Below are 18,841 nucleotides of genomic sequence, written 5' to 3'. Positions count from 1 at the left end.
CGTGAGGGGGCCGGGGGAGCGACCATGACGGCCCGGAGGCTCTTCTTCGCGCTGGTGGCGCTGCTGATCGTTGTCGGGACCGCTACCGCGGCGTGGCGCTACATCGACACCGGCGTGCCGTTCCTGCCCGGTGCCCAGAAGCCGGTCTGGCTGGTCGAGGCGCGGATCGACTTCGAGGCCCAGGGCGACTCCGTGCTGGTCAGTTTCAACGTCCCCGACCGTCCACCGGGGTTCGAACTCTCGCTCGAGCACACCGCCTCCCCCGGTTACGGCTTCTCCACCGTCGAACAGGACGGCGTGGTCCGCGGCGAGTGGACCATCGCCGAGGCCGAGGGCGATCAGACCCTCTACTACAAGGTCCACGCCACCCCGGATGGCTCAGACCACCGCGACCGGACGGTGGACCAGGCACCGGGTGAACCGGCCTCGCCGACCTGGTCCGGTGCGGAGGAGACCGCCGCCGAGCAGATCCTTGAGCGTGCCCAGGAGACCTCCGCCAGTCCGCAGAGTCTGGCGCGCCAGCTGATCTACGCCTTCGGGACCGGCCGGGACGGTGCCGCTGACCTGCTCCTCGACAACTACGATCGCGCCGTGGTCATCGAGCGGCTGCTCCACCACGCCGGCGTCCCGGCGCGCACCTCGCTGGCCCTGGAGTTGGAGGACGGGCGGCGCAACCAGACGCCGGTGCAGATGGTGGAGATCTTCGTCGACGACCACTGGCTACCCTTCAACCCGGTGACCGGGCAGCAGGGCATCGACGACGATGTGCTGCTCTGGCACCGGGGCGGGGCCTCGCTCATCGATCTCTTCGGCGGGCAGAACGCGCGCGTGGCCTTCTCCATGAACCGCCAGAACGTGCCGGCCGAGCAGCTGGCGCGGATGGAGGAGGGGGGTGGCGTGATGAGCGTGCTCAGCGTGCATCAGCTGCCCATCGAGCAGCAGACCGCCTTCAAGCTGCTCCTGCTGCTCCCGCTGGGCGCGCTGGTGACCGTCTTCCTGCGCATCATCGTCGGCATCCGCACCTCGGGGACGTTCATGCCGGTGCTCATCGCCCTGGCCTTCCTGCAGACAGAGCTGGTCGCCGGGCTGATCAGCTTCGTGGGCATCGTCGCCCTGGGCCTGCTGCTGCGCGGCTACCTATCGCGGCTCAACCTGCTGTTGGTGGCCCGGATCGCCACCGTGATCGTGATCGTGGTCTTCATGATTGGCCTGATGAGCCTGCTCGGCTATCAGCTCGGCTTCGCCACCGGCATGACCCTGGCCTTTTTCCCGATCATCATCATCGCCTGGACCATCGAGCGCATGTCCATCCTCTGGGAGGAGGAGGGGGCCCGCGAGGTCCTCACCCAGGGCACCGGCAGTCTGGTCGTGGCGCTGGCCGCGTACCTGCTCATGAGCCGCCCGCTGGCCGAGCACCTGACCTTCAACTTCCCCGAACTGAATCTGGTGGTGGTCGCGCTGATCATGCTCATGGGGCAGTACACCGGCTACCGGCTGGTCGAGCTCAAGCGCTTCAGCGCCTTCCGGGAGGCCTCGGGATGATCCTCCGCCACTGGCGCACGGCCCGGCGCCTGCGGCAGGCGGGGATCCTCGGGATGAACCGGCGCAATGTCCACTACATCGGCCAATACAACGACCGGCGGCTGTACCCGCTGGTCGACGACAAGCTGCGCACCAAGCTGCTGGCCGAGGAGCATGGGGTCGGCACCCCGTCGCTGCGCTTCACCATCCGTCACCAGCACGAGGTCCGCGATCTGGCCGGGCGCCTGCAGGGGGTAGACGAGTTCGTCATCAAGCCGGCCAAGGGGGCGGGCGGCAAGGGGATCCTGGTGGTGACCGGGCGCCGCGGCGACCGCTTCCTGACCGGCGGCGAGCGCGAGCTCTCGCTCGAGGATCTGCAGCGCCACGTCTCCAACACGCTGGCCGGGCTGCACTCGCTGGCTGGCATGCCGGATACCGCGGTGTTCGAGGATCGCATCCGCCTCGATCCCCGGTTCGAGGCCCTCTCCTACGAGGGTATCCCGGATATCCGCGTCCTGGTCTTCCTCGGCTATCCGGTGATGGCCATGCTGCGCCTGTCCACCAAGGACTCCCAGGGCAAGGCCAACCTCCACCAGGGGGCGGTGGGCGTTGGCCTGGACATCGCTACCGGCCGGTGTGCCCACGCGGTGCAGTACGACCAGCGCGTCTACCAGCACCCGGACACCGGGGTGACGCTCGACGACATCGACATCCCCGATTGGCGCTCGCTGCTGGAGCTTGCCGCGCGGTGCCAAGAGATGAGCGGCCTCGGTTACCTGGGGGCTGATCTGGTTCTGGACCGGGATCGGGGCCCGCAGCTGCTGGAACTCAACGCCCGCCCCGGCCTGTCGGTGCAGATCGCCAACGGCTGCGGGTTGCTGCCGCGCCTGGGGGCCATTGAGGCCCTGGAAAGCCGGCACGCCACCGCGGAGGCGCGCGTCGGCTGGGCCATGGAGCAGTTCGCCGTCGGCACCTGAGGCGACGCCCTCTGGCCCCGAAGGCCGAAGCGCCAGTACGATGCGCCTCGTGTTCATTGGGGGTGAGTGACCATGGCTGTTGCCGAGATCCTGATCGCCATCCTGGTGCTCTGCCTGCTGGTACTGGCCAGCTCGGTCCTGCGCGCCTACACGCTTTGGGCGCGGCGGCTGTTCCTGCCGGCGTCGATCATCGCCGGTGCCGTGGCGCTGCTGCTCGGCCCGGAGGTGCTGGGCCGGTTCATCGGCAGCCCCTTCGAGGACGGCGCGGGGCTGTTCCCGGACTACGTCTACGACACCTGGTCGGCCATCCCCGGATTGTTGATCAGCGTCGTCTTCGCCGCCCTCTTTCTCGGCAAGCCGCTACCGGGGCTGCGCGAGATCTGGCTGCGCGCCGGCCCCCAGGTCGTGGTCGGGCAGACCATGGCGTGGGGGCAGTACGTGGTGGGCATCCTGCTGGCTTTGCTGGTGCTGACGCCGGTCTTCGGCCTGAGTCCGATGGCCGGGGCGCTGATCGAGATCGGCTTCGAGGGCGGCCACGGCACGGCCGCCGGCATGGCCGGTACCTTCGAGGATCTCGGCTTCCCCGCCGGGGCCGATCTGGCCCTAGGGCTGGCCACCGTAGGCCTGGTCGGCGGCGTCGTGGTCGGCACCATCCTGATCAACCTGGCGGTGCGTCGGGGGATCATCGATCACCCGGAGAATGCCCAGGGGCCCGGTAGCGCCCAGGAGCGCTTCAGCGACCGTGAACTCCACCTCCTGCGCCGCGACCGCCAGCAGGAGAGCCAGACCACCGATCCGCTCACCGTCCACCTGGGCCTGGTCGCCCTGGCCGTGGTGCTGGGCTGGGGGATGCTCTCGGCGCTGCAGTGGCTCGAGGCGGTCACCTGGGCGCGTGACGGCGGGGTGGAGATCCTCCAGCACGTGCCGTTGTTCCCGATGGCCATGCTCGGCGGCGTGCTGCTGCAGGTGTTCATCATCCGCTCCGGCTATGCCGAATATGTGTCGGAGCGGACCATGTCGCGGATCTCCGGCACGGCGCTGGACTTCACCATTGTCGCCGCCCTGGCCACCCTGTCGCTGACCGCCCTCGGCGAGCATCTGGTGCCCTTCCTGCTGTTGGCCGCAACGGGCATCGCCTGGTCGTTGTTCGTGCTGGTGGTGATCGCTCCACGCGTCATCCCCTTCGACTGGTTCGAGCGTGGTGTGGGTGACTTCGGTCAGTCCATGGGCGTGACGGTTACCGGCGTGCTGCTCATGCGCATGGCCGACCCCAACAACCGTTCCGGCGCCCTGGAGAGCTTCGGCTACAAGCAGCTGCTCTTCGAGCCCATCGTCGGCGGGGGGCTGTTCACCGCGGCATCGGTGCCGCTGATCTACCAGTTCGGGCCGGTCCCGGTGCTGATCCTCGCGGCCGTGATCACCACCGCGTGGCTGGCCCTGGGCTTCCTGTACTTCGGGCGCATGGTGCCGGACGGCGGGCGCGGCCGGCTGCGGCCGGCGGCGCGGGGCTGATCCCATGGACCGGGCGCCGCGGTGCGTCTCAGCGGGCCATCAGGCGCTGGTAGGCGTCGTTGATCCGCTGCAGGGTCGCGGTATCGCCGCCCCGGTCCGGATGGTGACGCATGGCCAGGCGCCGGTAGCGGCGCCGGATCTCCGCCGGCGGGGCTCCCGGGGCGAGGCCCAGCTCGGCGAGGTCCGCCGCCCGGTCGCCCGCGCCCAGGGCCCGGCACAGGCCGTCGGCGATCAGCCGCTCCACCGCGGCGTTGTCCATGCCCTCCAGGTTGCCCGGGTCGAGGTAGAAGGCGGCCAACGGGTCGGCGCCGATCAGCGCGCGCTCGGCCGCAGCGCGCCCGGGCAGCCGGTGCAGCCGGATGCACAGGCAGTGGATCTCCAACCCCAGGCCGGCCTCGGCCAGTGCCGGGCGCAATCGGTAGAGGGCGTGGAAGAGCAGGAAGTGGGCGCGGTAGAGCGCCGCCGGCTCGCTGCGCCCCTCGCGCGTGAACAGCGGATGCCCGTCGGCGGCGAGCCGGTCCATCAGGGTCATCTCGGTCACGCCCTCGGGATGGGCGTGGAGGATGGGCTCGATGGCGGCCTGCAGCTCGGCGATGGCGGTCTCCGGCTCCATGGCTGACGACTCTAGCGCGCGCCCGGACGCCGGTCATCCCTGTGCAGCGGGGTTGCCGCCGGTTCTGCGGGTGGCGGTGCCCCGCCCGCTGCAGGAGGCGCTGGATTACCGCCCGCCGTCCGGCGCCTGGCCGGATGACCCCGTCGGCTGTCGGGTCGAGGTGCCGCTCGGCCGCAGTCGCGCCGTGGGCATCGTCGTGGAGGTGTGCCGGGGCTCCGAGGTGCCGGCAGCGAGGCTGCGCGCCGCCACCGCCTGGGTGGATGAGCGGCCGCTGCTCGACGCCGAACTGCTGGAGACGCTCACCTGGGCGGCGCGCTACTACCGCTACCCGCTGGGCACAGCCCTGGCCACCGGGCTGCCGGGCCCGCTGCGCCAGGGCCGCCCGGCACGGCGGGCGGTGGCCTGGTGGCGCCTGGACGAGCGGCTGCGTGAGGATGATGCCCCGGTGCGCCGGGCCCCGCGCCAGGCGGAGCTGCGTCGCCGCCTGGTGGAGGCCGGCGGTGCCGCGCCCTGTGCCACGCTGGTGGCGGAGCAGCCTGCCTGGCAGCGGGCCGGGCGCCTCATGGAGCGGGCCGGCCTGCTCCATCGCGAGTACCACCCGGCCGAGCGCGGGGCCGAGACGGTGCCGGCGCCCCGCCCGGGGCCAGAGCTTGACGCCGATCAGCAGCGCGCCCTGGCCGCGATCCTGGATACCGAGGGGTACGCCGCCTTCCTGCTCGAGGGGGTGACCGGCAGCGGTAAGACCGAGGTCTATCTGCAGGCCGCAGCCCGGGCGCTGGCCTCGGGGCGGCAGGTGCTGATCCTGGTCCCCGAGATCGGACTCGCCCCGCAGTTCCTTGAGCGCCTGCGCGAGCGCCTGCGCGGCTCGGTGGTGGTGCTCCACTCCGGGCTGTCCGGCGCCGACCGCGCCGAGGCCTGGCTGGCCGCCCGGGACGGCGACGCGGCGGTGATCCTCGGCACCCGCTCGGCCATCTTCACGCCGCTCCCGCGTCCGGGGCTGATCGTCGTCGACGAGGAGCACGACCCCTCGTTGGCACAGCAGGAGGGGTTCCGCTACTCGGCGCGGGACCTGGCGGTTCTGCGGGCCCGCACCCTGGATGTGCCGGTCGTGCTCGGCTCGGCTACGCCCTCGTTGGAGTCTCTGCACAATGCGCGGGCCGGTCGCTACACCCACCTGCGCCTGCCGCATCGGGCGGGCGAGGCCCGTGCCCCGAGTGTGCAGCTGGTCGATATCCGCAGCCGCCGTCTGGTTGGAGGGATTTCCGCACCGCTGCAGGAGGCGTTGCGCCGGCACCTGGACGCTGGCTCGCAGGCGCTGCTGTTCCTCAACCGGCGCGGCTACGCCCCGGTGCTTACCTGCCACGCCTGCGGCTGGGTGGCCGAATGCCACCGCTGTGATGCGCGGCTGACCTACCACCGCAGCCGCGGCCAGCTGCGCTGCCACCACTGCGGATACAGCGCGCGCCTGCCGGCGGCCTGCCCGGATTGCGGTGCGGCGGATCTGCGCCCGCTGGGGCCCGGAACCGAGCGCCTTGAGGAGGCGCTCACGGAACTCTTCCCCGGCGTGGGGCAGCTGCGCATCGACCGCGACACCACCCGGCGCCGCGGCGAGCTCGAGGCCCATCTTGCGGCCGCTCACCGGGGCGACGCCCAGTTGCTGATCGGTACGCAGATGCTGGCCAAGGGGCACCACCTGCCGGCGGTGACCCTGGTGGCGGTGATCGATGTGGATCAGGGGCTGTTCGGCGCAGACTTCCGGGCCACCGAGCGGTTGGCGCAGCTTGTGGTGCAGGTGGCCGGCCGCGCCGGGCGCGGCGATCAGCCCGGCGAGGTGCTGCTGCAGACCCGCCATCCGGAGCATCCGCTGCTGCGGGTTCTGCTCGAGCGGGGCTATCCCGCCTTCGCCGAGGCCCACCTGGCCGAGCGCCACGCCGCCGGCCTGCCGCCTTACGCCGCGCTGGCTCTTTTGCGTGCCGAGTCGGTGAATGCCGACGCGCCGTACCTTTTCCTTGAGTCGGCGGCCCAGTATGGTCGAAGCCGGGTCGGCGCGGACGGCGGGGTGGAGCTGCTCGGCCCGGTGCCGGCGCCCATGGAGCGGCGCGAGGGTCGGCACCGGGCGCAGTTGATGATCCGCGCCGAGCGGCGGGTCGATCTGCAGCGTTTTCTGGTGAGTTGGAGCGGCGGGCTCGGCAGCCTGGAAGGGGCCCGCCAGGTCCGCTGGTCGCTGGATGTGGACCCGGTAGAGATGGTCTGAGTCCCGGTGTAGAGGACAGGGAGGGGTGACTCGTGTTCGTGATCAGCAAGCTCGCCGGGGCGGTCCTGATGCCCCTGAGCCTCCTGGTGCTGGCCGGCATCGTCGGCCTGGTCCTGCTCTTCACCCGCTACGGGCGCTGGGGTCGGGGGGTGCTGATCGTCACCGTGGCGGCGCTCTATCTAGCCAGCTGGGAACCGACCGCCAGCCGTTTGCTCGCCCCGCTGGAGCAGCGCTACCCGGCGCTGCTTGATCCGGCCGGGATCGCCGAGGGCGAGGAGGCGCCGGTGACCGACATCGTCGTCCTCGGCCACGGCCACCGGCTCGATCCGCAGCTGCCGGTCACCGCGCAGGCCAACGCCGACGGCGTTACCCGGGTCCTCGAAGGAGTGCGCCTCCAGCGCCACTTTCCGCAGAGCACCCTCTGGCTGACCGGCGGTGCGGTGCGCGGCGATACCCCCAACTCGGCGGTGCTCCACCGTCTGATGGGCGAGGTTGGCCTCGACGCCGGCGCTGTCGAGCGCCTGGCCGAGCCCCGCAATACCGCCGAAGAGGCCCGGGCGATGGCCGAGCGGCTCGGCGATGAGGCCGGGTCGATCATCCTGGTCACCGAGGCCTCGCACATGCCGCGGGCCATGGGCCTGTTCCGGGGGCAGGGGCTCAAGCCGATCCCCGCCCCGACGCGCCACCGTGTGCGCGAACGAGAGCCCGGCGCGGAGGCCCATCCGGGCCACGGGTTGCGTCCCTCGGTACACGCGCTGCACATGACCGAGCGCGCCTTCCACGAGTACCTGGGGATCGCCTGGGGGCGGATCCGCGGGGAGATCCGCGCCGCGGAACGCTGACGCGGCTCCGGACGGCTCAGGCGCGCTCGACCTGGTGCTGGGAGACGGTCAGCGTGGTGTGCTGCCCGGCCACGTCGAGCAGGATCATGACCCGCTCCTCGCTGCGCGAGGCACGGAAGATCCCCTCGTAGGACTGGAATGGGCCGTCGAGCACGCGCACCCGCTCGCCGGGCTGCAGGGGGTCGGGGGCCAGGTCGCAGTGGCCGTCCTCGATGCGCTGCCGGATGGTTTCCACCAGCCCGTCCGGCACGCGGGCCGGCCAGGTGCCGAAGCGCACCAGCCCGTTCACGCCGGTGGTCGAGCGGATCGGGCTCCAGTCCTCGACCCCTGCGGCCAGACGGATGAACAGGTAGCGCGGGAACATCGGCTCGACGACGGTCTGATACCGCCGCTGGCGGCGACGCCGGAACCGCGCCATGGGCAGGAAGCAGCGATAGCCCTGGTGATCCAGGTTCCACCAGGCCCGCTCCTCCTGCCTAGGCTTGCTGTAGACGAGATACCAGGCGTCCGAACGCCCGAAGTCCTCGACGAGATCTTCCGCCTGCATGGTGTGCACTCCGCCCTGATCCGCGCCGACCGGCCGCCGGGCCGTAGGGGTTATTTCCACTCCCGCTGACCGCCGATCTCGACGGCGAGCCGGTCGTCATCCTTGAGGACGTAAGTGGCACCGCAATAGGGGCAGATCATGCTGCCGGTCTCGTGGACGGGCAGGTAGACCCGCGGATGGGAGTTCCACAGGTACATGCCGGGCAGCGGGCAGCAGACCGGCAGGTCCCGGGCGGTGACCTCATAGCGGTTCGCCGCGTTCGGCTGTACCAGGTCTGTGCGATCGTGGGTCTGGGGATCCGGCACCATGCTCTCCCGCTTGGCTGCTGATCGTGATGCCGATTGTAACCGAGGCAGGCACCACGTAGGCTATTGCCTACAGTCCACCCGGGTCTGCCTCGTGAGTCAAGAGACACCGCCCCCGAATCGCATCCAGCTGCTCCGTACCCAGCTCTGGGCGTGGGCCGGCGAAACCGGCTACCGCGAGGCGGTGCGCATCGGCGCGCCGCGCTCCCGCGAGGCGGTGCCGGTGGTGGACCTGGTCCACGAGGAGCCGCCGGTGGCCCTGGCCACCCTGCTTGGCCTGCTCGAGCAGGACCGCTTCGAGGCCCCGGTGCTGCTCATCGAGCGGGGCCTGGACCGGGCCGGCACGCCGTTCCTCCACCACGAGAACGCCACCGCGGCCCTAGGGGCGGCGTGCGCGGCCCTGCACGCGCGCAGGATCGCTGGCGCGGGAACGGGCCCCGAGCTGCTCGGTGATCTGCTCGGCGTCTGGCTGATCGGCGCTGTGGCCGACTTCCCCGAGGCCCACGAAGCCTATCTGCGCGACCTGGCCCGGGGCATGGGTCCGGCGATGGTCCCCCAGGGGTGGGCGGGCACGCTCCTCCACGCCAGCCCCGCCGCCAGCGACGCGCGCGAGAGCCTGGTGGTGAACCTGATCCACGAGGCCGTGGTCGAGCGCGCCCCCGGTGCCACGCTGCGCACGGTCGGGCACGCCCTGTCGGTGCTCGACGCAGCCGGCGAGGCGGATCACGCCGTGGCCTGGCGCCGGGCGCTGGCCTTCGTGATCGGCGCCGAGCTCCACCACCACCCGGCCGGCCGCTTGTACTCGGAGTACCACGCCCACCTTGAGGCACCGGCCAGCCGCCACCGCCGCGCCGTGCTGTTCATCCAGCAGGAGGCCATCCCGGCCTACCACTCGGTCGGCGATTGATCCCGCACTCGGCGGACGGTCAACGCCCTTCCTCGTCGTGACGGTTCTCCAGGTCCCGCAGCTGCACGTGCAGGGCCCCCACCGAGATCTGCAGCTCGCGCAGGGACAGCCCCAGCGAGGCGAGCATCAGGATCAGACTGATGGTGAAGAGCACCTTGCCTAGCAGCATCGATCCGGCGAACAGGACCAGCATGCACAGGACGCAGAAGAACAGGCTGGCCACTCCGGCGACCTGCATGTTGCGGATGAGCAGCACGCGCTTGCGCAGGTTCTCGATCTGGGTGCGCAGGCAAACGTCGTGGGTGGAGCGGTACTTGGATTCCAGGTCACGGATCAGCGAGGCCAGCCCCATGAAGCGGTTGGTGTAGGCGAGCAGGAGCAGCGAGATGGCGGGGAAGAGCAGTGCCGGCGTGGACAGGGTCAGTTCGGCGGTTGGCTCGGGTGCCTGGAACATCCGCGGGCCCTCCGGTCAGGGTGACTGAGACCCCATGATACGGACACGCGCCACGGCTGCCACCTCGTCGCGCCGGCTTCTGTCGGCTCCGGCGCCGCGGCTATAATCCCCGACCCGTTCTTCGACAGGATGCCCGCTCGCCCATGAACCTCCCGCTGCCCGGCCTCCGCGATGTCCGGGTCGTCGTCGCCGGCGACCTGATGCTCGACCGCTACTGGCACGGGGCCACCCAGCGCATCTCGCCGGAAGCGCCGGTGCCCGTGGTGCGGGTCGATGACGCCGAGGAGCGCCCGGGCGGTGCGGCCAACGTGGCGCTCAACGTGGCCGCCCTCGGCGGCGCGGCGCAAGTGATCGGCCCCACCGGCAGCGACGAGGCCGCCGACCGGTTGGCGCAGTTGCTCGAGGCCGCCGGCGTCGGCCAGCGCTTCCACCGCATTCCCGGCGCCGACACCATCACCAAGTTGCGCGTGATCAGCCGCCATCAGCAGCTGATCCGTCTCGACTTCGAGCGCGGTTTCCCCGGCTTTGATCGCGCCGCCATGCTGGCGCTGCTTGAGCCGGTGCTGACCGACACCGCGGTGGTGGTGCTCTCGGATTACGCCAAGGGGGCCCTGCCCGATCCGGCCGGGTTGATCGACGCCGCCCGCCGCGCTGGGCGGCCGGTGCTGGTCGATCCCAAGGGGGCGGATTACCGTCGTTACCGCGGCGCCACTCTGCTCACGCCCAACCTGGCGGAGTTCGAGGCGGTGGTTGGGCCCTGCGCGGACGGCGACGAGATCGCCCGGCGCGCGGCGATGGTGGCGGCAGAGCTGGAGCTCGAGGCGCTGCTGGTCACCCGGGGCGAGGCGGGGATGACCCTGGCTCCGCGGGAGGGCGCTCCGGTGCACCTGCCGACCCGGGCGCGGGAGGTCTTCGATGTCACCGGCGCCGGCGATACCGTGATCGCGACCCTGGCCGCCGCGCTGGGTGCCGGGGTGGACCTCGCCGATGCCGCCGCCCTGGCCAACCTGGCCGCCGGCGTGGTGGTGGGCAAGCTGGGCACGGCCACGGTCACTCCGGCGGAGCTGGAGGCCGCGATGGGCGGCGCGGGCGGCCAAGCAGCGGGCGCCGGTGTGGTCGACGAGCCAGGTCTGCTCGCCGCCGTCCGGCAGGCCCGGGCGGCTGGAGAGCGCATTGTGATGACCAACGGCTGCTTCGATCTGCTGCACGCCGGCCACGTCGACTACCTGCAGCGGGCCCGCCGGCGGGGCGAGCGGCTGGTGGTGGCCGTCAACGACGACGCGTCGGTGGCGCGGCTCAAGGGGGCGGAGCGGCCGGTCACTCCGCTGGAGCAGCGCATGGCGGTGCTCGCCGGCCTGGATGCGGTGGACTGGGTGGTGCCGTTCAGCGAGGACACCCCGGCGCGGCTGATCGAGGCCGTGCTGCCGGATCTGCTGGTCAAGGGCGGGGACTACCGGCCTGAGCAGATCGCCGGCCACGACGCCGTGGTCGCCGCCGGCGGTGCCGTGGAGGTCTTGCCCCTGCTCGCCGGCGCGTCGACCACGGGGCTGATCGCTCGCATCCGCGGCCGCGGCTAGCCGTCCGCCGCGCCGCCCCGGCGTGGTACGCCGTGGTCGGCCAGGGCCGCATCCAGCCGTTCGACCACGTCGGCCACGCTGATCCAGTCCATGGCCTCGGGGTTGCGCACCCGGCGCCCCCAGCGGACCGATTCCACCGGCCGGCCGAGTTCGGCCTTGAGCGCCTCCGGGTAGCGGTTGGCGACGTATTCGAGGTTCAGGTAGGGGCCGGTACGCTGCGGGTTCGAGGTCGCGTAGAGCCCCACCACCGGCACCCCGCTGGCGTTGGCCAGGTGGAGCGGGCCGGAGTCCGGGCCGACGAACACAGTGGCCTGCTGCAGGACGGCCAGCAGCCCCTTCAGCGATGTCCGGCCGACCAGGTCGGCCACCGGCGCGCTGGTGGCGGCGGCGATGGCATCGGCGTACTCCCGCTCCAGCGCGGTGGGGCCGCCGGTCAGCGCCAGCGCCAGGCCGTACTCCTGGTAGGCGTACTCGGCCACGGCCGCATATTGGGTGGCCGACCAGTTGCGGAAGTTGCGCGCACGGATCGAGCTGCACGGGCTGATCGCCAGGAAGGGGCGGGCGGGCAGCCGGCCGGCCACCTCCGCCTCGGCCTCGGCGGGTACCGGCAGATCCCAGCGCAGGGTGCGTGCATCCAGCCCGGCTGCCTGCAGGAACTGGAAGAAGCCGTCCAGGACGTGGACCCGCGCCGGCCCCGGGATGGGGCGGTGGGTGAACCACCGCTGGCCATTACGGGCGCGCGGCCGATCGAAACCGATTCGGGTGTCGGCCCGGATCGCCGTCGAGAGCAGGTTGGCCCGCCACGACGCCTGCATGTGTAACAGCACGTCGAAATGCCGGTCCGCCAGCTCCCCGCGCAGCTTGCGCACGGCGCCAAAGAGCCCGTCACCCTTGTCAACGACGATGAACTCCACCCCCGGCAGGTCGCCGACCAGGCGGTACTCCGTCTTGCCGACGACCCAGGTGATGGCGGTCTCCGGCCAGTGTTCGCGGAGCGTGTGCACCACCGGGGCCACATGGCTGCAGTCGCCGATGGCCGACAGGCGCAGCAGACAGATCGAGCGGGGGGGTGTGGATGGGTCTTGGGGCATCGCTGAGCTTACTCCTCGAGCGCGTTGTGCCAGCCCTGACGCAGGGCGGCCAGATGGCTTTCCGGCACCGGCGCCACGGCGGCGTCGTTGCGCGCGATCTTGGCCAGGCTGCGCTGCAGTCGGGCGAGGTTGCGCTCGGCCCAGCGGCCGGCGCGGGGGCGCAGTCGGGCCCGGTCCAGATCGATGACGTGGGTGGTGCCGTCGGTGGTGAGCAGGATGTTGTGGGCGTTGAGGTCGGCGTGATCCAGGCCGCGCCGGTGCAGTCGGCCGATGCAGGCGCCGATGGCGCACCAGCGCTCGGCCGGCAGTGGTCCGTGGCGCAGCGTCTCGGTGAGGGTGGCCGCCGGCAGCCGCTCGAGCAGGATCTCGGCGCGGTAGCACGGTCCGGCCATGCGCACACGGGCGGCCAGCGGGGCGGGCACGGGGAAGCCCTCGTCGTGGAGCCGGGCGAGCAGCCACCACTCGCGCCAGGGGCGCGATGCGTGGAGCCGGCCCCGGGCATAGCAGTCGCCGAGCAGCGGGCCGAGGAGCCCACCCCGGCGATAGGGCCGCAGCACGGCCGGGATCCCGCCGACCTCCAGGAAACAGGCGCTGCCGCGACCGCCGCCGGGGCGTCCGCTGAGCCGACCGGCGCGCGCCAGGGCCTCCGGTTCGAAGAGCGCGGCGTCCGGCGCCGGTAAGCGGTCAGCATCGTAGAGGATGTACTGGGGGCCTTGGCGCGTCTGTTGCGGGTCCATGGCCGCCTACTCTGCCATACCGAGGCCCACACCGGTGGTGGTAAAGTGCCGTCATGGCACACTGGAGAATACCGTCGCGGGTCTTTCTCGTTGGCCCCATGGGTGCCGGCAAGAGCACCGTGGGGCGCGAGCTGGCCACCCTGCTGGGTCTAGAGTTCATCGACAGCGATGCCGCCATCGAGGCGCGCACCGGGGTGAGCATCCCGTGGATCTTCGACCTCGAGGGCGAGGCCGGTTTCCGCGCGCGCGAGGCGACGGTGATCGACGAACTGACCCGCCGGGACGGAGTGGTCGTGGCCACCGGCGGCGGCGCGGTTACCACGCCGGCCAACCGCGACCTGCTCGGCGCGCGCGGCGTGGTGGTCTACCTGTACACCCCGGTCTCGGTGCAGCTGCAGCGCACCCGCCACGACACCAACCGGCCGCTGCTCCAGAGCGACGACCCCGAGGCGCGGCTGCAGGCCCTGCTCGCCGAGCGTGACCCCCTCTACCGGGAAGTGGCCGACGTGGTGGTGGAGACGACCGGTGGCAGGGCGCGGAGCGTGGCGCGGCGGATCATCGAGGCGTTGCAGGGGCAGGCCTCCTGAGCGTCCGTGCCGGCGGACGAGGACAGACAGCAGCAGGAGCGGGCATGCGGACACAATGGGTCGAACTCGGGGAACGCAGCTACCCGATCTACATCGGTGACGGGGTCCTGGAGGAGGGGCTGCTCACCGGGCACCTGGTGGCGGATCGGGCGCTGCTGGTCAGCAACGAGACCGTAGCCCCGCTGTACGCCGGGCGCCTGGCCGCGCCGGGGGTCGAGGTGCAGTCGGTCACCCTGCGCGATGGTGAGCGCTACAAGACCCTGCAGACCTGTGAGCAGGTCTTCGACGCCCTGATCGAGGGCCGCTTCGACCGCTCGGCCACGGTGGTCGCCCTGGGCGGCGGGGTCATCGGCGATCTGGCCGGCTTCTGCGCCGCCACCTATCAGCGCGGCGTGGGCTACATCCAGGTGCCCACCACCCTGCTGGCTCAGGTCGACTCCTCGGTGGGAGGCAAGACCGGCGTCAACCACCCGCGCGGCAAGAACATGATTGGCGCCTTCCACCAGCCCCGCGCGGTGATCGCCGATACCGGCGTTCTCGCCACGCTCCCGGAGCGCGAGTACAACGCCGGTCTGGCCGAGGTGGTCAAGTACGGCCTGATCCGCGATCCCGCCTTCTTCGACTGGCTCGAGGGCAGTGTCGATGCCCTGCGCCGGCGCGATCCCGAGGCCCTGGCTCACGCCGTGGCCGAGTCCTGCCGCAATAAGGCTGAGGTGGTTGCTGCCGACGAGCGCGAGGCCGGTGAGCGCGCCCTGCTCAACCTGGGCCACACCTTCGGCCACGCCATCGAGACAGAGACCGACTACAGCACCTGGCTCCACGGCGAGGCCGTGGCGGTGGGGATGGTCATGGCGGCACGCATGTCGGTGCGCCTGGGCTGGCTGTCGCGCGACGGGCTGGAGCGCACCACCGCCCTGCTCGAGGCCTTTGGACTGCCCACGCAGCCGCCGGCGATCTCCGAGGAGCGCTTCCGCGAGCTGATGAGCGTGGACAAGAAGAATCGCGCTGGTCGGCTGCGCCTGGTGCTCCTGCGCGGCGTTGGCGACGCCGTGGTGACCAGCGAGTTCGCCGCCGAGGCGCTGACGGCCACACTGGCCGAGGCGGTCCGGGCGGGCTGAGCCCGCCGCAGCCTAGGTCAGCTCCTCGGGGCGGAACAGCCGGCGGTACTCCTCGATGGCGAACCGGTCGGTCATCCCGGCGATGTAGTCGGCCACGGCCCGTGCCCGCCCTGGCATGCCGTGGCGGGCCTCGCCGGCGTGGGCCGCATCGCGGGGCTGATCCGGCATCAGCTGCGGGTCGTCGAGGAAGACGTCGAACAGCCCCTGCACCACCACCTGGCTCTTGCGCACCATGCGCGCCACGCGGAAGTGGCGGTAGAGGCGGCGGAACAGGAAGTCCTTCAGGTCCTGGTGCCGCCGGGCCATGTCCGCGCTGAAGCCGATCAGCGGCCCCGGGTGCCGGCGTACCGCTTCGACGTCGGCGGGATCGGCGGCCTCGATGCGTGCCGCGGACTCGCGGATGAGATCCTCGACCTGGACGTTGATCATGCGCCGGACCACCTCGTAGATGGTGCGTCGCTCATCCAGATTGGGGTAGGCCGCCTCGACCTCAGCGAACAGCGGGCCGAGCAGGGTTGTCTCGCGGCACTCGGCGACGCTGATCAGCCCCGAGCGCAAGCCGTCGTCCACGTCGTGGCTGTTGTAGGCGACGCCGTCGCAGACGTTGACCAGCTGCGCCTCCAGCGTTGGCTGGCCGCCGTCGAGGAAGCGCTCGGCCACCGGGCCGAGCTGTCGGGCGCGCTCCACCGGGCAGCGCTTGAGCAGGCCCTCACGGGTCTCGAAGGTCAGGTTGAGCCCGTCGAACTTTGCATAGCGCTTCTCCAGGTCGTCGACCACGCGCAGGGACTGGATGTTGTGCTCGAAGCCGCCGAGCCCCTCCATGCGCTCGGCCAGGGCGTCCTGGCCGGCGTGGCCGAACGGGGTGTGACCCAGGTCGTGGGCGAGGGCGATGGCCTCGACCAGGTCGATGTTCAGGCCGAGGGCTTGGGCGCTGGTGCGGGCGATCTGGCCTACCTCCAGGGTGTGGGTCAGCCGGGTGCGGTAGAGATCGCCGACGTGGTTGACGAAGACCTGCGTCTTGTACTCCAGGCGCCGGAAAGCGCCGCAGTGGATGATGCGGTCGCGATCGCGCTGGAACTCGCTGCGGTGCCCGGGGTGGGGTTCCGCATACTGGCGACCGCGGCTGGCGCTCTCGGTGACGGCGCAGGGGCGTGGCGGGGTGGCGTGCAGGCTCACCGGTCGTCCTCGATTGCTCGGCTGGGGCGGTCAATGTGGGGGCGGGGGCCGGTTTCGTCAACGGCCGCCCCCGGTGGCGCCCCCTCCTCGACCAGGCGCGGCGTCACGAAGACCAGCAGCTCGTGGTGGCTCTGCTCCGATCGGCGCTGGCGGAACAGCCAGCCGACCAGTGGCAGGTCGCCGAGCCACGGCACCGCTTGACGCCGCTCGCGCTGCTCGTGCTCACGCACGCCGCCGAGGACGATGGTCTCGCCGGCCTGCACGCGCAGGCGGGTGGCGACGGCCTGGGTGTCGATGCTCGGCACGCCCTCGTAGATCTGCCCGACGGCGTCCTTGGTCACGCGCAGGGCGAGGTTCACCGCATCCCCGTCGGTCACCTGCGGAGTGGCGGTCAGCGACAGGGAGGCGTCCTCGAAAGCGACCGCGGTGGCGCCGGATTCGGCCGTCTCCTGGTAGGGGATCTGGACGCCCTGCTCGATGCGCGCCGTCTGCCTTTCGGTGGTCAGGACCCGCGGGCTCGAGACCACGCGCCCGTGGCCCTCGGCCTCCATCGCCGAGAGTTCAAGCTGCAGCAGGCGCTCGCCCACCTCGCCTACGGAGACGCTCAGGCGCGCGCCTTCGCCCACCGGCGGCAGGTCGGCGAGTAGCCCGTCGCCCAGGGCGGCTCCCTCACTGCCGGGTAGGGTGTCGAAGGCGAAGTGGCCGTCGCCGCGTTGGCTCGAAAGGCCCAGGCGGCTGCCGAGTTCCCGCGCGTACTCGCCCGAGGCAAGGACGATGCGCGCCTCGATCATCACCTGGCGGTTGGCCCGGTCCAGTTTGTCGATGAGCCGCTCGGCCTCGTCGAGGTGCTCCGGGGTATCGTGCAGGATCAGTGTGTTGGTGCGCTCGTCGACGCTGGCATGGCCGGACTGGGAGAGCACACCGGTCTCCTCGCGCAACAGCTCGGCCAGCTTTCCGGCGTCGGCGTGAACCAGGGGCAGAGTGCGCAGGGAGGCCTCGGCGCCGGTGTCGCCGTCCCCGTCGAGCGGGCCGTGGAACGGGTCGGGCGGCCCGGCGTGCGTGCCGGTGGGGGCAGCCAGCAGCACGGCCGTGACCGCGGGGAGCAGTCGGCGTCTCATGGCTCGTCCTTCGGCGGGTGCAGGACCAGGGTCACCTCGGCCTCGAGCCGTGGTGGTTCGGCGGCGCGCAGACGCAGGTGATCGAGGCCGCGCTGCCGCGGGGCCGCGGCCTCGTCGGCGAGCCAGTCGCGGAGCGCCGCGTAATCGCCGGAGATACGCAGCTGCGCGACGACCCGACCGTCACCGCCCGCTGGGTCCCGTCGCAGGTCCTCGAGGATCAGATCCCGTGCCTCCAGGCTCCGGCTCAGTGCGCCGAGTTGCTCGCGCAGGGGTGTCCCGGGCGCCGCGTCGGGGGCCGGGTCCGGAGGCCGCGGCTCGGCGCGCAGGGAGAGCGAGCGCCGGCCGTTGTCGGTGCGGCGCATCTGCTCCAGCTCGATGTCCTCGAAGCCCGCCTCCTGCAGCGCCGCCAGGTAGCGTTCGGCGCACTCGGGGGCGGCGGCCAGGGCGTCGACGCGCAGCGTGTTGCCGAGCTCGACAGCCGTCAGGCGGGCGCGCTCGGGCAGTGCGCCGGCCAGCGTGTCGAGCCACCCGGGGGCCGCGCGCCGGCGTGCGTCTGCGGGGTCGGGGGGTGGATCGGGCGGGGCCGGATCCGCGGCAGGGCCCTCTCGTTCCTCCGGCGGCTGCGGATCCCGCCCGTGGTCGGCGGCGGGCGGCTCCACGTCGGTGTCGGCGTGGTCGCCGGCTCCGGGGACGAGCGTACTGCCCCAGTGGGCGTGGGCCGCCACCCCCGCCAGGCCGGCGGCCAGCGCAGCGCCGGCGGCGGTGCGCAGGGCGTGCCCGTTGTCGCGGGCGTTCGGGTCCCGCGCGTGGAGCAGGTTGTCCGGCCCCGGGCAGCGGGCCACCTCGGCCAGGGCCCGGGTCAGTCGGGCTGCCGGGGTGTCTGGCAACGGGGCCGGTGGCGTCCCGGTTGCCCGGGCCAGGGCATCGCGGCTGGTGAGCAGCGCCACCGGCCGCAGGCCAGACTCGTACAGCAGCGCGCGGGCGGCGTTCAGGTCGGTGTGTCGAGCGGCGAGCAGGCGCGGCCGCCGGCGCTCGTCGCCGAGGCAGTAACGCCAGGCGGAGGCCGGTGCAGGCAGGGCGCGGCGGACGTGCAGGCGCAGCACGGCGCGGTGCTCGGAGCGGCGCAGCCCGTCGGGCAGGCGGAGCCGATGGCGCTGCACGCGGCTCTCGGGCACGGCCATCGCGACCCGCGGCCGGCCAGCGTCGAGCCGGCGGCAGGCCGCGCGCAACGCCTCCCGTCGGCCCTCTGCGCCCGTGCCACGGACGGGTTCCGCGGTGTAGGCGTAGTGGCTACGGCGCCGCAGGCAGACGTGCACGGTTCGTCCGGCCACGGCGACGCCGAGCGTCGCGGTGCTGGGCAGGGGCATCCCGTCTCCTCCCTGAGACGCTGGTTCCCGAGCCGCCGCCACCGGTCCCTGGTGCGCGGCGAAGAGCGTCCCCCCACTATAAGGCGGGAACTCGCCCGTTCAAGAGGTGGTCAGTATACTGCCTACAGAGTTTGCCAA

18 protein-coding genes are annotated in these 18,841 nt (G+C 72.0%); 9 read left to right on the top strand and 9 right to left on the bottom strand.

Annotated features, from left to right (window positions below; translation table 11 throughout):
* Positions 1 to 24 precede the first annotated feature (24 nt).
* The 3 genes from LRF89_RS03480 (at position 25) to LRF89_RS03470 (ending at position 4,010) form a co-directional block, all read left to right on the top strand.
* Positions 25 to 1,542 (top strand): inactive transglutaminase family protein, encoded by a 1,518-nt coding sequence (locus LRF89_RS03480; protein ID WP_238633261.1) that lies wholly within the window; start codon positions 25 to 27, stop codon positions 1,540 to 1,542.
* Complete coding sequence (locus LRF89_RS03475; protein WP_201173168.1) at positions 1,539 to 2,498, top strand: alpha-L-glutamate ligase-like protein; 960 nt, start codon at positions 1,539 to 1,541, stop codon at positions 2,496 to 2,498. The genes LRF89_RS03480 and LRF89_RS03475 overlap by 4 nt, the downstream gene beginning before the upstream one ends.
* Before the next feature lie 72 nt (positions 2,499 to 2,570).
* On the top strand, positions 2,571 to 4,010 hold the full coding sequence (locus tag LRF89_RS03470; RefSeq protein ID WP_201173165.1) for a sodium/glutamate symporter: 1,440 nt from the start codon (positions 2,571 to 2,573) through the stop codon (positions 4,008 to 4,010).
* Positions 4,011 to 4,038: 28 nt separating this feature from the next.
* On the opposite strand, the gene LRF89_RS03465 is transcribed toward LRF89_RS03470, so the two are convergent.
* Complete coding sequence (locus tag LRF89_RS03465) at positions 4,039 to 4,623, bottom strand: DNA-J related domain-containing protein (RefSeq protein WP_201241803.1); 585 nt, start codon at positions 4,621 to 4,623, stop codon at positions 4,039 to 4,041.
* Between LRF89_RS03465 and LRF89_RS03460 the strand changes: the two genes are divergently transcribed.
* A complete protein-coding gene (locus tag LRF89_RS03460; RefSeq protein ID WP_238634988.1) occupies positions 4,583 to 6,877 on the top strand; it encodes a primosomal protein N' in 2,295 nt (764 codons plus the stop codon). The two genes, LRF89_RS03465 and LRF89_RS03460, sit on opposite strands and share 41 nt — an antisense overlap.
* A gap of 32 nt (positions 6,878 to 6,909) precedes the next feature.
* Complete coding sequence (locus LRF89_RS03455; protein ID WP_238634987.1) at positions 6,910 to 7,719, top strand: ElyC/SanA/YdcF family protein; 810 nt, start codon at positions 6,910 to 6,912, stop codon at positions 7,717 to 7,719.
* A 16-nt stretch (positions 7,720 to 7,735) separates the two neighbouring features.
* On the opposite strand, the gene rfaH is transcribed toward LRF89_RS03455, so the two are convergent.
* Both rfaH and LRF89_RS03445 read right to left on the bottom strand, forming a co-directional pair.
* Complete coding sequence (gene rfaH / locus LRF89_RS03450) at positions 7,736 to 8,266, bottom strand: transcription/translation regulatory transformer protein RfaH (RefSeq protein ID WP_238634986.1); 531 nt, start codon at positions 8,264 to 8,266, stop codon at positions 7,736 to 7,738.
* Positions 8,267 to 8,316: 50 nt separating this feature from the next.
* Entirely contained in the window at positions 8,317 to 8,574 is a 258-nt protein-coding gene (locus LRF89_RS03445) for a zinc-finger domain-containing protein (protein ID WP_207189725.1), read from the bottom strand.
* A 91-nt stretch (positions 8,575 to 8,665) separates the two neighbouring features.
* Here LRF89_RS03445 and LRF89_RS03440 point away from each other — a divergent pair, with 91 nt between their 5' ends.
* Positions 8,666 to 9,478 (top strand): hypothetical protein, encoded by an 813-nt coding sequence (locus LRF89_RS03440; RefSeq protein WP_201173156.1) that lies wholly within the window; start codon positions 8,666 to 8,668, stop codon positions 9,476 to 9,478.
* A gap of 19 nt (positions 9,479 to 9,497) precedes the next feature.
* On the opposite strand, the gene LRF89_RS03435 is transcribed toward LRF89_RS03440, so the two are convergent.
* Complete coding sequence (locus LRF89_RS03435; protein ID WP_201173155.1) at positions 9,498 to 9,932, bottom strand: DUF2721 domain-containing protein; 435 nt, start codon at positions 9,930 to 9,932, stop codon at positions 9,498 to 9,500.
* A gap of 143 nt (positions 9,933 to 10,075) precedes the next feature.
* On the opposite strand from LRF89_RS03435, the gene hldE reads away from it, so the two are divergent.
* The gene (gene hldE / locus LRF89_RS03430) at positions 10,076 to 11,509 is read left to right on the top strand and encodes a bifunctional D-glycero-beta-D-manno-heptose-7-phosphate kinase/D-glycero-beta-D-manno-heptose 1-phosphate adenylyltransferase HldE (RefSeq protein WP_238636608.1); all 1,434 of its coding nucleotides are present in this window, start codon (positions 10,076 to 10,078) and stop codon (positions 11,507 to 11,509) included.
* Here hldE and LRF89_RS03425 read toward each other — a convergent pair.
* Positions 11,506 to 12,600, bottom strand: coding sequence for a glycosyltransferase family 9 protein (locus tag LRF89_RS03425; protein ID WP_238636607.1), 1,095 nt, complete (start codon positions 12,598 to 12,600; stop codon positions 11,506 to 11,508). The two genes, hldE and LRF89_RS03425, sit on opposite strands and share 4 nt — an antisense overlap.
* 8 nt (positions 12,601 to 12,608) lie before the next feature.
* The gene (locus LRF89_RS03420) at positions 12,609 to 13,337 is read right to left on the bottom strand and encodes a 3-deoxy-D-manno-octulosonic acid kinase (protein ID WP_201173150.1); all 729 of its coding nucleotides are present in this window, start codon (positions 13,335 to 13,337) and stop codon (positions 12,609 to 12,611) included.
* 53 nt (positions 13,338 to 13,390) lie between these two features.
* On the opposite strand from LRF89_RS03420, the gene aroK reads away from it, so the two are divergent.
* Both aroK and aroB read left to right on the top strand, forming a co-directional pair.
* Positions 13,391 to 13,924: a shikimate kinase AroK gene (gene aroK / locus LRF89_RS03415; protein WP_201173149.1), complete on the top strand. Its 534-nt coding sequence runs from the start codon at positions 13,391 to 13,393 to the stop codon at positions 13,922 to 13,924.
* A gap of 44 nt (positions 13,925 to 13,968) precedes the next feature.
* Complete coding sequence (aroB, locus tag LRF89_RS03410; RefSeq protein ID WP_201173147.1) at positions 13,969 to 15,042, top strand: 3-dehydroquinate synthase; 1,074 nt, start codon at positions 13,969 to 13,971, stop codon at positions 15,040 to 15,042.
* A gap of 12 nt (positions 15,043 to 15,054) precedes the next feature.
* Here aroB and LRF89_RS03405 read toward each other — a convergent pair whose 3' ends face one another.
* Genes LRF89_RS03405 through LRF89_RS03395 form a run of 3 tightly spaced genes read right to left on the bottom strand, consistent with a single transcriptional unit; the run spans position 15,055 to position 18,703 of the window.
* Positions 15,055 to 16,218, bottom strand: a complete 1,164-nt coding sequence (locus LRF89_RS03405) for a deoxyguanosinetriphosphate triphosphohydrolase (protein WP_201173146.1) — start codon at positions 16,216 to 16,218, stop codon at positions 15,055 to 15,057.
* Positions 16,215 to 17,336, bottom strand: a complete 1,122-nt coding sequence (locus tag LRF89_RS03400) for a secretin N-terminal domain-containing protein (RefSeq protein WP_238634982.1) — start codon at positions 17,334 to 17,336, stop codon at positions 16,215 to 16,217. The genes LRF89_RS03405 and LRF89_RS03400 overlap by 4 nt, the downstream gene beginning before the upstream one ends.
* A complete protein-coding gene (locus LRF89_RS03395) occupies positions 17,333 to 18,703 on the bottom strand; it encodes a hypothetical protein (RefSeq protein WP_238634981.1) in 1,371 nt (456 codons plus the stop codon). Before LRF89_RS03395 ends, LRF89_RS03400 begins: the two co-directional genes overlap by 4 nt.
* Positions 18,704 to 18,841 lie beyond the last annotated feature (138 nt).

Source organism: Halorhodospira sp. 9621 (genome assembly GCF_022228055.1).
Classification (GTDB): domain Bacteria; phylum Pseudomonadota; class Gammaproteobacteria; order Nitrococcales; family Halorhodospiraceae; genus Halorhodospira; species Halorhodospira halophila_A.
The sequence above is the reverse complement of the archived record's forward strand: the minus strand, read 5'-3'. Positions and strand labels throughout refer to the sequence as shown.